We start from the raw sequence: 12,396 nt of genomic DNA, 5'->3' as shown, positions 1-12,396 counted from the left end.
ATGCCCGTCGGGGCTTCGGGCACGCGCACCCGGCCGGGTGTCCGGCTGTGTATCTGGGGAGCGTCGGCGGGAACCGCCCGGATAGCCTGGCAGGGTGATCGATCCCCGCATCCTCCGTGACGACCCCGACCGCGTCCGAGCCTCGCAGGCCAAGCGCGGCCTGTCCGACGAGGTCGTGGACCGGGCGCTCTCCGCGGACGCGGCCCGCCGCGTGGCGATCGCGACCTACGAGAGCCTGCGCGCCGAGCAGAAGCAGCTCGGCAAGCAGGTCGCCCGGGCGCAGGGCGAGGAGAAGCAGGAGCTGCTCGCCCGCACCAAGGCGCTCGCCGCCGACGTGAAGGCCGCCGAGGCCGCCCAGGCCGAGGCCGAGGCCGCGTGGAACGACGCGATCATGAGCCTGCCCAACCTCGCGGCCGACGAGGCGCCGGCCGGGGGCGAGGACGACTTCGTCGTGCTCGAGACGATCGGCACCCCGCGCGACTTCGCCGCCGAGGGCTTCGAGCCGCGCGACCACATCGAGCTCGGCCGGATGCTCGGCGCGATCGACCTCGACCGCGGCGCCAAGGTGTCGGGGTCGCGCTTCTACTTCCTCACCGGGGTCGGGGCCGAGCTCGAGCTCGCGCTGGTCAACCTCGCGATGGAGCAGGCCCGCGGGGCCGGCTTCACCCCGGTGGTCGCGCCGTCCATGGTCAAGCCGCGCGCGATGGACGGCACCGGCTTCCTCGGCCAGGCCGCCGACGACGTCTACCGCATCGAGGGGCAGGACATGTACCTCGTCGGGACCTCGGAGGTCCCGATGGCGGCGTACCACTCCGACGAGATCCTCGACGGCGCCGCCCTGCCGCTGCGCTACGCGTCGTTCAGCCCCTGCTTCCGCAAGGAGGCCGGCTCGCACGGCAAGGACACCAAGGGCATCATCCGGGTGCACTGGTTCGACAAGGTCGAGATGTTCGTCTACACGACCACCGAGGAGTCGTACGCCGAGCACCAGCGTCTGCTCGCGTGGGAGAAGGAGTTCCTCGACAAGCTCGAGCTGGCCTACCGCGTCATCGACACGGCCGCCGGCGACCTCGGGCTCTCGGCGATCCGCAAGTTCGACTGCGAGGCGTGGATCCCCACCCAGGGCAAGTACCGGGAGCTCACGTCGACCTCGAACTGCACCGAGTTCCAGACCCGCCGGCTCGACACCCGCGGCCGGTTCACGGACGGCACCAGGGCGATCGCGACGCTCAACGGCACGCTGTGCGCGATCCCGCGCGCGATCGTCGCGATCCTCGAGACCCACCAGCAGGGCGACGGCTCCGTGCGGGTCCCGAAGGCGTTGCAGCCCTGGCTCGGAGGCCGCGACGTGCTGGAGCCGCTCGGTGGCTGAGGACTGGCAGCCCCGGCTGGTCGCCCTCGACATCGACGGCACCATCCTGAAGTGGGTCGAGGGCTCGGGGACGACGCACGAGGAGGTCTCACCGGCCGTCAAGGACGCCGTGCGCCGGGTGCTGGACGCCGGTGCGCACGTCGTGCTGGCCAGCGGCCGGTCGCCGCACGGCATGGCACCGATCGCCGACCTGCTGGACCTGCACGGCCCGGACCGGGAGCGGCTGTGGGTCGTCGCGTCGAACGGTGCGGTCGTGTTCCGCTACCCGCCGCTGGAGGTCGTGCACGAGGAGACCTTCGACGCCCGGCCGGCGGTGCAGGCGATCCTCGAGCGGCACCCCGAGGCCCTGGTGGCGGTCGAGGAGCGCGGCGTCGGCTACCGGGTGAACTCCCACTTCCCCGAGGGCGAGCTCTCGGGCGACATGATCGTGACCGACGTCGACGACCTGCTGTCCGCCGAGGTCAGTCGTGTCATCATCCGTGACCCGAACTCGACCGCCGACGAGTTCGTCGCCCTCGCGCGCGAGCTCGGGCTGCACGGGACCAACTACGTCGTCGGGTGGACCGCCTGGCTCGACCTCGCCCCGGTGGGCGTCTCCAAGGCGTCGGGACTGGAGCACGTCGCGCAGGCTCTGGGCCTCACCGCCGGGGACGCGCTCGCCGTCGGTGACGGCCGCAACGACCTGGAGATGTTCGCCTGGGCGCACCGCTCGGTGGCCATGGGCCAGGCGATCCAGCTGGTCATCGACGCGGCCGACGACGTCACCGACAGTGTGTACGAGGACGGTCTCGCGACCGAGCTCTCGCGGTGGTTCCCCGACCGGCGGACCGCATGACGCTGCCGGAGGTGGTCAGCACCGAGCGGCTGCGGCTCCCCCTCTGGACCCCGGAGGAGGCCGCGACGATCCTCGCCGGCGGCCACCGCGACGGCTGGCACCGCGACTACCCCCGCCAGGACGACCGCGACGCGGCGACGATGTACCGCGCCGGCGACCCGTGGGGGCCGCGTCACGTGGTGCGGGGCACCACGGCGCTCGGCTCGATCGGCTTCTTCGGGCCACCCGAGGACGCGGTTGACGGCGTGCCCGAGACCGAGGTCGGCTACGGCCTGGTCGCGGAGGCACACGGGTGGGGCTTCGCGACCGAGGCCCTGCGGGGCCTGCTGGAGGAGACCGACCGCGAGGGCGTGCGGATCCGCGCGAGCGTCGAGCCCGAGAACCGGGCGAGCCTGCGGGTGCTCGCCAAGTGCGGCTTCACCGAGCTGCGCGGCAGCAACGAGGACGGCGAGCTCGTCATGGCCCGTCCGCTGCCCGCCGGATGCTGAGGTGCGATCGGACGTCGGCGGTGGTTGAGGTGCGAGCGCCGCGAGCCTCGAAACCCCCCGGCCTGGTCGCCACCGACCTGGACGGCACCCTGGTCCGCAGCGACGGCACGGTGTCGGCGTACACCGCCGACGTGCTGGGCCGGGTGGAGGCCGCAGGCATCCCGGTGGTCTTCGTGACCGGTAGGCCGCTGCGGTGGGCCGAGGACGTCTTCGAGCACGTCGGCGAGCACGGGCTCGCGATCGTCTCCAACGGGGCGCTGGTGTGGGACGTCGCCCGGCACCTGCCCCGGCTGGAGCGGCCGATCGAGCCCGCGCTCGGCCTGGAGGTGTGTGACGAGCTGCGCGCCGCCCTGCCCGGGACGCTCTTCGCCGTCGAGACCCTGGCGGGCATCGGCCTCGAGTCGGCGTTCCTGGAGCGGCACCCGCTGCCGGCCGAGGCGCGCCGCGGCACGCTCGCCGAGATCTTCGACCAGCCGGCGCTGAAGCTGCTCGCCCGCCACGAGGAGCTGGCGCCGCAGGAGTTCTGGGACCTGGCCGAGCAGGTCGTCGGCGGCCGGCTGGTCATCACCTGGTCGTCCGCGTCGTCGCTGCTGGAGATCAGCGCACCGGGGGTGACCAAGGCGTCGACGCTCGCACTGGTGTGCGCGGACCTCGGCGTGGACGCGGCCGACGTGCTGGCGTTCGGCGACATGCCCAACGACCTGCCCATGCTCGCCTGGGCGGGCACGTCGTACGCGATGGCCAACGCCCACCCGACGGTGCTCGAGGCGGCCGACCACGTCGCGCAGACCAACGACGAGGACGGCGTCGCCCGGGTCCTGGTTGGCCTGCTCGACCACTGATCTGTTGTGATGGACGTCGACATGGTGACCGCACTGATCCGCCGACTCCTGGCCGTCCTCCTGCTCGTGCTGCTCGCGGGCGGGGGAGTGGTCCTGGTGAGCGCGCCGGCCTCGGCGTGCCCGGCGTCGACCGCGACGCCCGCCCAGCAGGTCGAGGCGGCCGACGCGCTCTTCACCGGCACGGTGTCGACGGCGACCCGGCAGAGCCTGGCGGTGCGCTACACCGTCCAGGTCGAGCGCGTGTACAAGGGCGACGTCGGCGAGCAGGCGACGGTGATGACCCAGCGCAACCCCCGCGCCTGCGGCCTGCCGGGGCTCGTCGAGGGTGGCCGCTACGTGTTCTACGCCGCCGACGACGGCGGCGACCTGGTCATCTCGTCCCGGGGTGGCACCACCCGGGCGACGACCACGGCGGTCGCGACCGTCGAGCGGCTGCTCGGGCCGGGCACCCCGCCGGTCCCGCCGGAGCCCGAGACCGCGACCCTCACGACCGTCGCGGGCGAGCCCGCCAGCCGCACCCGGCTGGCCGCACCCGGAGCCGCCCTCGTGCTCGTCGGCCTGCTCGGCCTGGTGCTGGTCGGCAGCCTCGGCCGGCGCCGGCGCACCCACGGCTGAGCCGGGCTCGCCGGGGTGGATGAATCCCCGGTCAGCCGGGGATTCATCCGGGGTTGTCAGGGAGTTCATGACGTTGTCGGGGGTTGCAACGCCTGACAACGTCATGAACTCCCTGACCGGGGTCGGCGGGCCGCCCTGCCGCGCCCCGCGTGTCGAGCTGGCGGGTTTCGGCGGTTGACCGCCGGAACCCGCAGCGCCCGGGCTGATATAGGTCGGGTTAGTCCTTCACGGACACCTCCGGAGGTGCTTGGAAGGGACCGACAGGTTCTGTTCATCTGAAGGTCTGGCGTTGCTGCGCCGTGGTCTTCTGGCGCCCCCGGAGGTGAGTTCCGTGGTTGTTCAAGCTGCTCGCGTTACGTCCTCGACGGTCGTTGTCGCGGTCGATGTTGGCAAGATCGAATTCGCGTTCTCTGCGACTGATGTGACGCGTACGTCCCTGCTCAGGCCCCGGACCGGGTGCCCGATGACCGGGTCGTCTCTGGCGCAGGTCGTTGCCGACATCGTCGAGGTGCTCCCGGTCGATGCCGTGGTCAAGGTCGGCATCGAAGCAGCCGGCCACTACCATCGGCCGTTGCTGAACGCGGCGTGGCCGATCGGCTGGGAGGTCCTCGAGCTCAACCCCGCTCATGTCACCGAGCAGCGCCGGGTGCTGGGCAAGCGCACGGTCAAGACCGACGTGCGCGATCGACTTGCAGGCCATGACCGAGTTGCTGCTGGCCGGTCGCGGGCAGCCGGTCCGGGACCGCTCGCTGGTGCTGGGTGAGCTCACGGCGTGGTCGGCGCACCGGGCCAGCCGGGTGGTGGTGCGCACGGCCACCAAGAACCAGCTGCTTGGCCATCTGGATCGGACCTTCCCCGGTCTGACCCTGGCGCTGCCGGACGTGCTGGCCACCAGGGTGGGCCGGCTGGTCGCAGCCGAGTTCCCCGATCCGGCCAGGCTTGCGGCCCTGGGCACCGCCCGGTTCATCCGGTTCGGCGCGACTCGCGGACTGCAGATCCGTAAGCCCGTAGCAGACCGGCTCGTCCAAGCCGCTCGTGAAGCACTGCCCACCGCCGATGCCGCCGTCGCGCGGGCGGTTCTGGCCGCTGACCTTGCGCTCCTGGCGGACCTCGATGCCCAGGTCGACACGGCCACCGACCAGCTGGCGCGACTGCTGCCGCGGACCCCGTTCGCGCCGCTGTTAACGGTCCCGGGATGGGGTGTGGTCCGGGCCGGGAACTATGGCGGCGCTCTGGGTGACCCGGCCCGGTTCGACAACCACCGTCAGATCTACCGGACCGCGGGGCTCAACCCGATCCAATACGAGTCGGCCGGCAAGCGACGTGACAGCGCAATCAGTCGTGAGGGCAGCGTGGAGCTGCGTCGCGCTCTGATCGACCTTGGGGTCGGGCTATGGCTCAACGATCCCGCCGCCAAGGTCTACGGCGCCCAGCTACGTGCCCGCGGCAAGAAGGGCCTGGTCATCGCCTGTGCGATGGCGAACCGCGCCAACCGCATCGCCTTCGCACTGGTGCGCGACCAAGCCAGCTACGACCCAGACCGGTGGACCCAGGAGGACTGAGCGACCCCTTCACAACCACGGTCGGTAGTGCCAGGCTCGAGGGTACGAAGGACCCGGACCAGACGCCGCCCGGGCTATGGCAGACGCCGCAAGACGTCATGCCGCATCTAGCTTGGCGCCCGGGTCCTTCGCCATCACGGCAGCCCGAACGAAGCCAGACGACCCGCTCCCCAGCGAGGTCGAATACGTCAGCGTGGGCGCCCCGGCACCCCACAGCCAGGCACGCCGACAACACGCCCGCCACCAGCTCCCAGCGCGGAGTTAACGAAGCGCGCCCGACCAGAGACTTGACGCGACCTACAGCCAGCTAGAGGTACATGCCGCCCGAGTCGCCGGGGACCTGGGGCTGCTGGGGCTGAGGGCCGGCGTCGGCCTGGGGGCCCATGGCGCCCGGCGGCAGCGCCCGGCGGATCTGCTCGAACTGCGCTCGGGCGGCCATCTGCTGGGCGTAGATCGCAGTCTGGATGCCGTGGAAGAGCCCCTCGAGCCAGCCGACCAGCTGGGCCTGCGCGATCCGCAGCTCCCCGTCGGACGGCGTCGCGTTCTCGCTGAAGGGCAGCGTCAGCCGCTCGAGCTCCTCGACGAGCTCGGGGGCCAGGCCCTCCTCGAGCTCCTTGATCGAGGCCTGGTGGATCTCCTTGAGGCGGTTGCGGCTGGCCTCGTCGAGGGGCGCGGCCTTCACCTCCTCGAGCAGCTGACGGATCATGCTGCCGATCCGCATCACCTTGGCCGGCTGCTCCACCAGGTCGGTGATGGCGCGCTCGTCGTCGTCCTGGTCGGCGTCCTCGGCGCCGGCCAGCGCCGACGCGGGCACGGTGCCGACGGGGCGGCCGTCCGGGCCGACCACCACGACCTGCTGCTCGAGGTCGTCGGCGCGGTCGTCGGGGCGGTCGTCGGGCTGCTGCTCGCTCATGGCCCCACCGTATCCACCAGGTGGTGTCACATGACCAGGAGGATCTTGCCGCTGTGCTCGCCCGACTCCATCAACCGGTGCGCGTCCGCGGCGCGGTCCAGCGGGACGGTGCCGTGGACGACGGGCCGGACCAGCCCCTCGGCGACCAGCGGCCAGACGTGCTCGACGACCGACGCGCAGATCGCTGACTTCTCCGCGACCGGCCGGGCACGCAGCGTGGTGCCGATGACCGCGGCGCGCTTGCGCAGCAGCTTGTTGATGTCGAGCTCGGCGCGCGTGCCGCCCTGCATCCCGATGATCACCAGCCGTCCCTCGGTGGCGAGCGCGTCGAGGTTGCGGTCCAGGTACTTCGCGCCCATGTTGTCGAGCACGACGTCCGCGCCACGACCGTCGGTGACCGCGTGGACCTCCGCGACGAAGTCCTGCTCGCGGTAGTCGATCGCCGCGTCCGCCCCCAGGGCCAGGCAGGCCGCACGCTTCTCCTCGGTGCCGGCGGTGGTGAGCACCGTCGCGCCGAGCTGGTGCGCGAGCTGGATGGCGAACGACCCGATCCCGCCGGCCCCGCCGTGCACCAGCAGCACCTCGCGCGGCTTCAGGCCCGCGATCATGAAGACGTTGGACCACACCGTGCACGCGACCTCGGGCAGCGCCGCCGCGGTGACGAGGTCGACGCCGTCGGGCACCGGCATCAGCTGGCCCGCGGGTACGGCGACCTGCTCGGCGTACCCGCCCCCGGCCAGCAGGGCGCAGGCCTCGTCGCCGACCGCCCAGCCCGTGACGCCGGGCCCGACGGCGGCCACGGTGCCGCTGCACTCCATGCCGATCACGTCCGAGGCGCCCGGCGGCGGCGGGTAGAAGCCCTGCCGCTGCAGGAGGTCGGCGCGGTTCAGCGCCGCCGCGGCGACCCGCAGGACGACCTCGCCGGGCCCGGGCTCCGGGTCGGGCAGCTCGGCGACGGACAGGACCTCGGGGCCGCCGGCCCCGTCGGCGATCACGGCACGCATGGGTGCCAACCTACGGCGTCGGCCGGGACGTCAGGCCTCGACGTACTCGTCGCCGGTGTGGTCCACCGAGCTGTCGTCGGGCACCTCGTCCGGCACGTCGTCCGGGTCCGGCGCCCCGGGCGGACGCTCCCAGGCGTCGGCCAGCCGCTGGGCACCCGCGGCCAGGCGCTCGATCTCCTCGGGGTCGGCGCCCCGGGACCCGACGGCGAAGCCGAGCAGGTACGCCGTGATCGGTGCGGCCCGCCGCTCCACGTTGTGTGCCGCGACCCGTGCGAGGTCGAGGACCAGGCCCTCGTCGACCTCGGTGTCGACGTCGAGGACATCGCTGAGCTCGTCGATCCAGTCGTGGAGGTTCACGGTCTGAATCTCGCTCAACCGCGCGGGCTCCGCAACCCCCGATCCGGTCCGGTCGCCGTCGGTCAGGGTCCGCCCAGGTCGCGCAGGTCGGCCCAGGTGTCGACGTCCCGGCCCTCGTCGGGCTCCGGGGCGACGGCGGCGATGTCGAGCGCCGCGAGCAGCCGGTGGATCGCCATTGCGTGCTGGGCGTCGGCGTCGGGGCGGACCGCGTCGAGGCGGTCCGCGGTCAGCACCCCCGCGAGCTGGCGGCGGCCCCCGGCGTCGGTGAGGAAGGCGCCGTCGTGACCGGCGGCGGCCGCACGCAGCCGGCGGAAGGTCCACGGCGTCACCCGGGGCATGTCCACCGCGAGCAGGCCCAGTGCCTCCGGCCGGCCGCCGAGGGCGTCCCGGCCGGTGAGGAGCGCGGCCGCGGGGCCGCCGTACCGGGGGCTCTCGCGGCAGAAGGTCACCGGCCTTGACGTCGGCACCGGGTCCCCGACCACCACCACCTCGTCGGCGTCCGAGCACGCGTCGATCGCGTGCTCGAGCAGGGAGCGTCCCGCGTGCTCGACGGCGGCCTTGTCCGCGCCGCCGAGGCGGGCCCCCCGGCCACCCGCGAGGACGACGACCGCGAAGCCCGACCGCCCGCCCGCGCCGCTCATGTGTGGCAGTCTCGCACCGTGGCCCGACTCCGCCTCGCCCTCGTCCAGCACGCCTCCGGGCTCGACCCGGCCGACAACCGCCGGCTCCTCGGCGAGCTGACACCCGAGGGCACCGACCTGGTCGTCTTCCCCGAGGCGTTCGCCCGCGACTTCGGGGAGCCGGGCTCCGACGTCAGCCGGTACGCCGAGCCCGTCGACGGCCCGTTCGCGACGGAGGTCGCCCGGGTGGCGGGCGAGCGCGGGACCACCGTCGTGGCCGGGATGTTCGAGTCGGGTGACGACCCGCACCGACCGTTCAACACCCTGGTCGTGCGCGGCGCCGCGGAGGCGTCGTACCGCAAGATCCACCTCTACGACTCCTTCGGCTACCGCGAGTCCGAGCGGCTCCGCGCCGGGCCGGTCGCGCCGGCCCTGGTCGACGTCGGCGGGTTCCGGATCGGCCTGATGACCTGCTACGACCTGCGCTTCCCCGAGCTGGCGCGGATGCTGGTCGCGGAGGGTGCTGAGCTGGTGGTGCTGCCGGCGGCGTGGGTGGCCGGCCCGCGCAAGGTCGACCACTGGCGGACCCTGGTGCGTGCCCGGGCGATCGAGAACACCGTCTACGTCGCCGCGGCCGCGCAGCCCGGGCCGCGCTACACCGGCCACTCGATGGTCGTCGACCCTCTCGGGGACGTGCTCGCCGAGGCCGGGGAGCAGCCCGAGGTCCTGGTCGTCGAGATCGACCACGACGGCCTGCACGGGGCCCGCAGGACCAACCCGTCGCTCGCCAACCGGCGTCTGTAACCTGGCCTGCCGTGTCCAGGTCCGCTCCACGCCGTCGCGCCGAGCGGCCCCCGTCGCGGCGAGCCCGGGTGGCGGCCGGGCTGCGGGCCCGGGGTGAGCGGTTCGCAGGCTCCCGGGCACCGGTGGTGCTCTGGGTCCTGACCGTGGCCGCCGGCCTCGGCGCGCTCGTCGCGTGCACGGCCGACGTCGGCCCGGCGTGGCTCTGCGACGCGGGCGCGGTGGCGGTCGTGACGTCGTACTCGTGGGGGCTCGCCGCCCGCACCGGGGGCCGCCCGGTCGTCGTGGGCCTGCTCGCGCTGGTCCTCGGCGTCGGCGTGGTGGTGCTCGACCACGAGGCCCTGCGCACGGGGGCCGCGGTGCTCACCGGCGTTGTCACCGCGGTGCTGGCGGTGATGGCGACGGTGCCGGCCGTGCGCTTCGTGCACGCCGTCCGCGAGGTGCTGGTGGCCGTGGTCGTCGCCGCCATCGGTGCGCTGGCCGTCGTCGCGTTCGAACCGGTCGCGACGGTGGCGCGCTTCGAGTACGCCGTGCTCGGCCTCGGCCTGGTCGGGGCGTTCGCGGTCGTCTACCGCCTCGGTGCGGGGCTGCACGGACTGGGCCGTCGCGGGGTCCTGACCGTCCTGATCGGCACCGTCGTGCTCGCCGGAACGCTGGCCTACGCCGAGCTGCTGCGCCGCTACGGCACCCCCACGCTGGTCGACAACCTCTTCGACGGCGTCGACTGGAGCCGCGACCACTTCGGTGCGTTCCCGCGACCGTTGGAGACGGTCCTGGGCGTCCCCGCGCTGGCCTGGGGCACGCACATGCGCGCGCGGCGCCGGCAGGGCTGGTGGGTCTGTGCCTTCGGCGTCGCCGCCACCGCCCCCGTCGCGACGACGCTGGTCAACCCGGTGGTCTCGCTGCAGGAGGCGGGCCTGGCCACGGCGTACGGCGTCGTGGTGGGCCTGGTGCTCGGGTTCGTCGTGGTGCGCCTCGACCTGGCCCTCACCGCGCCCTCGGGCAGCAAGGGCAGCCGGGGCCGGCGGGCGGAGGAGGCGACCGCGCTGCGGCCCGAGCCGCCGCGGACCCGGCCGCTGCTCTGAGCCGGTGCCGACCGCACCGATCTGGAGTACCTGCCGGTAACGGCTAGGTTCGACGGCATGGCTCGTGAGCAGGTGACCGTGGTGGTGGCGGAGATGGTCGCCAACGTGCTGACCGTGGCGGTCGCTCCCGGTGACACCGTCGCGGCCGGGGACGCGGTCGTGCTGCTGGAGTCGATGAAGATGGAGATCCCGGTGCTGGTGGACGTCCCCGGCACCGTCCGCGCGGTCAAGGTCGCCCCCGGCGACGTCGTCCAGGAGGGCGACCCGCTGGTGGAGGTCGTGGGCTGACTCGCCCCGGCCGGCTCCCGACAGGGCCGGTCAGGGACTTCCTGACGTTGTCAGGGGTTGCAACCCCTGACAACGTCATGAATCCCCTGACAACCCCGGATGGATCCCCGGTCAGCCGGGGATTCATCCACCCTCGGACCGCGGGCGGCAGCTGCAGAGGGGGCGGGATTCGAACCCGCGGTAGGTCTCCCTACGACCGCTTTCAAGGCGGTTCCGATCGGCCACTCCGGCACCCCTCCGTGCCCGGCGTGCCGGGACACGCGAGCAGTCTAGGAGGCGGGTGCGGGACCGGTGCGGCTACTCCGACCCGCCGAGCTCGAGCTCGACCTCGTCGTAGGCCAGGTCGTGCAGGCGCTGCACGTGGTGGCCGATGTCGGCCAGCAGCCGGTGCAGCTCGGCGCTGACGGCCTCGAGGTCGGGGTGCTCGAGCACCCGGGGCCCGAGCTCGCTGAGCCGGGTGAGCAGCAGGGTGCGCTCGCGCAGCAGGCTGCCGCCGCGGGCGGCGAACCAGCCCTCGGTGCCCGGGTGGACCTCGGCGAGCAGCGCGTCGCGGAGGGCGGCGAGCCGCTGGCGTGCCGTCCAGCGCCAGCTGGCGGGAGGGACTCCGAGCCGGCGGGAGGTCTCGAGGACCTGCGCGAGGCCCTGCATCGCGGCGTTCGTTCCTGCGGAGGCGATGGTCATGCTGACCTCCCGGGGGCCCGGAGTGATGGGGGGTACCTCGAGTGTGAACCCGCCCCAGCGCCGCCACAACCCGGTGACGGGCGTCAATCCGGTGTCTTGTTCAATCAACCCATGTCCCAGCCCGTCCCCGGCCCGCCGGTGTCCGACTATCGGCTCGCGCCGGTCCTCGCCGTCCGGTTCGCCGGCGCCGGCCTGGTGCTGCTGGCGCTCCTGCTCGCCGTGCTCACGGTCCTGGTCGCCCTGCTCGACCTGCCGGTCGGCGCGCTCGTCGCCGTGGCGGCGCTCGGCGTGCTCGTGGTGCTGGTGTCGGCGTACCTGCTGCGCCGGACCGTGGTCGTCCACCTCGGCGACGACGGCTACCGGGTCCGGCTGCTGCGCGGCGTCGGGGTCGACCGGGCCTCGTGGACCGACGTCCGCGAAGCGGTGACCGCGGCGCCGTCCGGCACGCCGGTGGTGGTGCTCAAGCTCGCCGACGGGCGCACCACGACGATCGCCGTCCAGGCCCTGGCGGCCGACCGGGAGGACTTCGTGCGGGACCTCCAGGCCCACCTGCAGCACGGCCACGGCCTGCGCCGGCTCTGAGCCCTGGCTCTGAGCCCTCCGCGCAGGGCCGTGCCCTGATTGGCTGTCGCCGACGGGGTCCTTGTAGCCTGTGCTGGCTGTCGGGAGGCGTCGCCTAGTCCGGTCTATGGCGCCCGCCTGCTAAGCGGGTTGAGGGCAAACCCCTCTCGCGGGTTCAAATCCCGCCGCCTCCGCCAGCGCGCGGCCCCCTCGACGAACGTGACGAGGGGGCCGCGCCACGCTCCCGGCCGTAGGACCCCATCTGCATGAACATGCAGCGGTTGCAGAAATGTGCAATGCACATTTCTGAGGCATCCATCCGTTCGTACTAGTCGGTCCTGCTCGCTCAAACTGGGGTCACCGGGTCTTCCG

Annotated in this window: 16 protein-coding genes and 2 tRNA genes; 12 read left to right on the top strand and 6 right to left on the bottom strand. The window is 73.2% G+C overall.

Going from position 1 to position 12,396, the window contains the following annotated elements:
* Positions 1–94 precede the first annotated feature (94 nt).
* From serS to ACILRH_RS00195, 7 genes are all read left to right on the top strand, one after another.
* Positions 95–1,372, top strand: coding sequence for a serine--tRNA ligase (gene serS / locus ACILRH_RS00225; RefSeq protein ID WP_395690115.1), 1,278 nt, complete (start codon positions 95–97; stop codon positions 1,370–1,372).
* A complete protein-coding gene (locus tag ACILRH_RS00220) occupies positions 1,365–2,207 on the top strand; it encodes an HAD family hydrolase (RefSeq protein ID WP_395690114.1) in 843 nt (280 codons plus the stop codon). The genes serS and ACILRH_RS00220 overlap by 8 nt, the downstream gene beginning before the upstream one ends.
* Positions 2,204–2,695: a GNAT family N-acetyltransferase gene (locus ACILRH_RS00215; protein ID WP_395690113.1), complete on the top strand. Its 492-nt coding sequence runs from the start codon at positions 2,204–2,206 to the stop codon at positions 2,693–2,695. Before ACILRH_RS00220 ends, ACILRH_RS00215 begins: the two co-directional genes overlap by 4 nt.
* Before the next feature lie 29 nt (positions 2,696–2,724).
* Positions 2,725–3,537 (top strand): Cof-type HAD-IIB family hydrolase, encoded by an 813-nt coding sequence (locus ACILRH_RS00210; RefSeq protein ID WP_395690112.1) that lies wholly within the window; start codon positions 2,725–2,727, stop codon positions 3,535–3,537.
* Between the two features lie 21 nt (positions 3,538–3,558).
* Positions 3,559–4,152, top strand: coding sequence for a hypothetical protein (locus ACILRH_RS00205; protein ID WP_395690111.1), 594 nt, complete (start codon positions 3,559–3,561; stop codon positions 4,150–4,152).
* Between the two features lie 331 nt (positions 4,153–4,483).
* Positions 4,484–4,915, top strand: a complete 432-nt coding sequence (locus ACILRH_RS00200; protein WP_395690110.1) for a transposase — start codon at positions 4,484–4,486, stop codon at positions 4,913–4,915.
* Positions 4,851–5,714, top strand: a complete 864-nt coding sequence (locus tag ACILRH_RS00195) for a transposase (RefSeq protein WP_395690109.1) — start codon at positions 4,851–4,853, stop codon at positions 5,712–5,714. The genes ACILRH_RS00200 and ACILRH_RS00195 overlap by 65 nt, the downstream gene beginning before the upstream one ends.
* Before the next feature lie 307 nt (positions 5,715–6,021).
* Here ACILRH_RS00195 and ACILRH_RS00190 read toward each other — a convergent pair whose 3' ends face one another.
* The 4 genes from ACILRH_RS00190 to ACILRH_RS00175 all read right to left on the bottom strand — a co-directional run bounded on the left by ACILRH_RS00190 (position 6,022) and on the right by ACILRH_RS00175 (position 8,629).
* The gene (locus tag ACILRH_RS00190) at positions 6,022–6,627 is read right to left on the bottom strand and encodes a bacterial proteasome activator family protein (RefSeq protein ID WP_395690108.1); all 606 of its coding nucleotides are present in this window, start codon (positions 6,625–6,627) and stop codon (positions 6,022–6,024) included.
* Positions 6,628–6,653: 26 nt separating this feature from the next.
* Positions 6,654–7,631 (bottom strand): NAD(P)H-quinone oxidoreductase, encoded by a 978-nt coding sequence (locus ACILRH_RS00185; protein WP_395690107.1) that lies wholly within the window; start codon positions 7,629–7,631, stop codon positions 6,654–6,656.
* A gap of 30 nt (positions 7,632–7,661) precedes the next feature.
* The gene (locus tag ACILRH_RS00180; RefSeq protein ID WP_395690106.1) at positions 7,662–7,988 is read right to left on the bottom strand and encodes a DUF6457 domain-containing protein; all 327 of its coding nucleotides are present in this window, start codon (positions 7,986–7,988) and stop codon (positions 7,662–7,664) included.
* 62 nt (positions 7,989–8,050) lie between these two features.
* Positions 8,051–8,629, bottom strand: a complete 579-nt coding sequence (locus ACILRH_RS00175) for a molybdenum cofactor guanylyltransferase (protein ID WP_395690105.1) — start codon at positions 8,627–8,629, stop codon at positions 8,051–8,053.
* 18 nt (positions 8,630–8,647) lie between these two features.
* Here ACILRH_RS00175 and ACILRH_RS00170 point away from each other — a divergent pair, with 18 nt between their 5' ends.
* The 3 genes from ACILRH_RS00170 to ACILRH_RS00160 are packed head-to-tail and all read left to right on the top strand — an operon-like array spanning position 8,648 to position 10,782.
* The gene (locus ACILRH_RS00170) at positions 8,648–9,412 is read left to right on the top strand and encodes a carbon-nitrogen hydrolase family protein (protein WP_395690104.1); all 765 of its coding nucleotides are present in this window, start codon (positions 8,648–8,650) and stop codon (positions 9,410–9,412) included.
* 11 nt (positions 9,413–9,423) lie between these two features.
* Positions 9,424–10,494: a hypothetical protein gene (locus ACILRH_RS00165; protein WP_395690103.1), complete on the top strand. Its 1,071-nt coding sequence runs from the start codon at positions 9,424–9,426 to the stop codon at positions 10,492–10,494.
* Positions 10,495–10,551: 57 nt separating this feature from the next.
* A complete protein-coding gene (locus ACILRH_RS00160) occupies positions 10,552–10,782 on the top strand; it encodes a biotin/lipoyl-binding carrier protein (protein WP_395690102.1) in 231 nt (76 codons plus the stop codon).
* Between the two features lie 154 nt (positions 10,783–10,936).
* On the opposite strand, the gene ACILRH_RS00155 is transcribed toward ACILRH_RS00160, so the two are convergent.
* Both ACILRH_RS00155 and ACILRH_RS00150 read right to left on the bottom strand, forming a co-directional pair.
* Positions 10,937–11,021: transfer RNA gene (locus ACILRH_RS00155), tRNA-Ser, on the bottom strand.
* 58 nt (positions 11,022–11,079) lie between these two features.
* Positions 11,080–11,463, bottom strand: a complete 384-nt coding sequence (locus ACILRH_RS00150; RefSeq protein ID WP_395690101.1) for a hypothetical protein — start codon at positions 11,461–11,463, stop codon at positions 11,080–11,082.
* A gap of 111 nt (positions 11,464–11,574) precedes the next feature.
* Here ACILRH_RS00150 and ACILRH_RS00145 point away from each other — a divergent pair, with 111 nt between their 5' ends.
* Both ACILRH_RS00145 and ACILRH_RS00140 read left to right on the top strand, forming a co-directional pair.
* Complete coding sequence (locus ACILRH_RS00145) at positions 11,575–12,045, top strand: hypothetical protein (RefSeq protein WP_395690100.1); 471 nt, start codon at positions 11,575–11,577, stop codon at positions 12,043–12,045.
* 83 nt (positions 12,046–12,128) lie between these two features.
* Positions 12,129–12,221: transfer RNA gene (locus ACILRH_RS00140), tRNA-Ser, on the top strand.
* Positions 12,222–12,396: the final 175 nt, after the last annotated feature.

Origin of the sequence: Nocardioides sp. (assembly GCF_044226765.1) — a bacterium.
Lineage (GTDB): Bacteria > Actinomycetota > Actinomycetes > Propionibacteriales > Nocardioidaceae > Nocardioides.
This window is presented reverse-complemented; position numbering and strand designations above follow the sequence as displayed.

Coding starts and splice junctions, on each gene's coding strand:
- ACILRH_RS00215 (WP_395690113.1), top strand. CDS start 2,204: ATGACGCTGCCGGAGGTGGTCAGCACCGAGCGGCTGCGGCTCCCCCTC.
- ACILRH_RS00205 (WP_395690111.1), top strand. CDS start 3,559: ATGGTGACCGCACTGATCCGCCGACTCCTGGCCGTCCTCCTGCTCGTG.
- ACILRH_RS00195 (WP_395690109.1), top strand. CDS start 4,851: ATGACCGAGTTGCTGCTGGCCGGTCGCGGGCAGCCGGTCCGGGACCGC.
- ACILRH_RS00190 (WP_395690108.1), bottom strand. CDS start 6,627: ATGAGCGAGCAGCAGCCCGACGACCGCCCCGACGACCGCGCCGACGAC.
- ACILRH_RS00185 (WP_395690107.1), bottom strand. CDS start 7,631: ATGCGTGCCGTGATCGCCGACGGGGCCGGCGGCCCCGAGGTCCTGTCC.
- ACILRH_RS00175 (WP_395690105.1), bottom strand. CDS start 8,629: ATGAGCGGCGCGGGCGGGCGGTCGGGCTTCGCGGTCGTCGTCCTCGCG.
- ACILRH_RS00160 (WP_395690102.1), top strand. CDS start 10,552: ATGGCTCGTGAGCAGGTGACCGTGGTGGTGGCGGAGATGGTCGCCAAC.
- ACILRH_RS00150 (WP_395690101.1), bottom strand. CDS start 11,463: ATGACCATCGCCTCCGCAGGAACGAACGCCGCGATGCAGGGCCTCGCG.
- ACILRH_RS00145 (WP_395690100.1), top strand. CDS start 11,575: ATGTCCCAGCCCGTCCCCGGCCCGCCGGTGTCCGACTATCGGCTCGCG.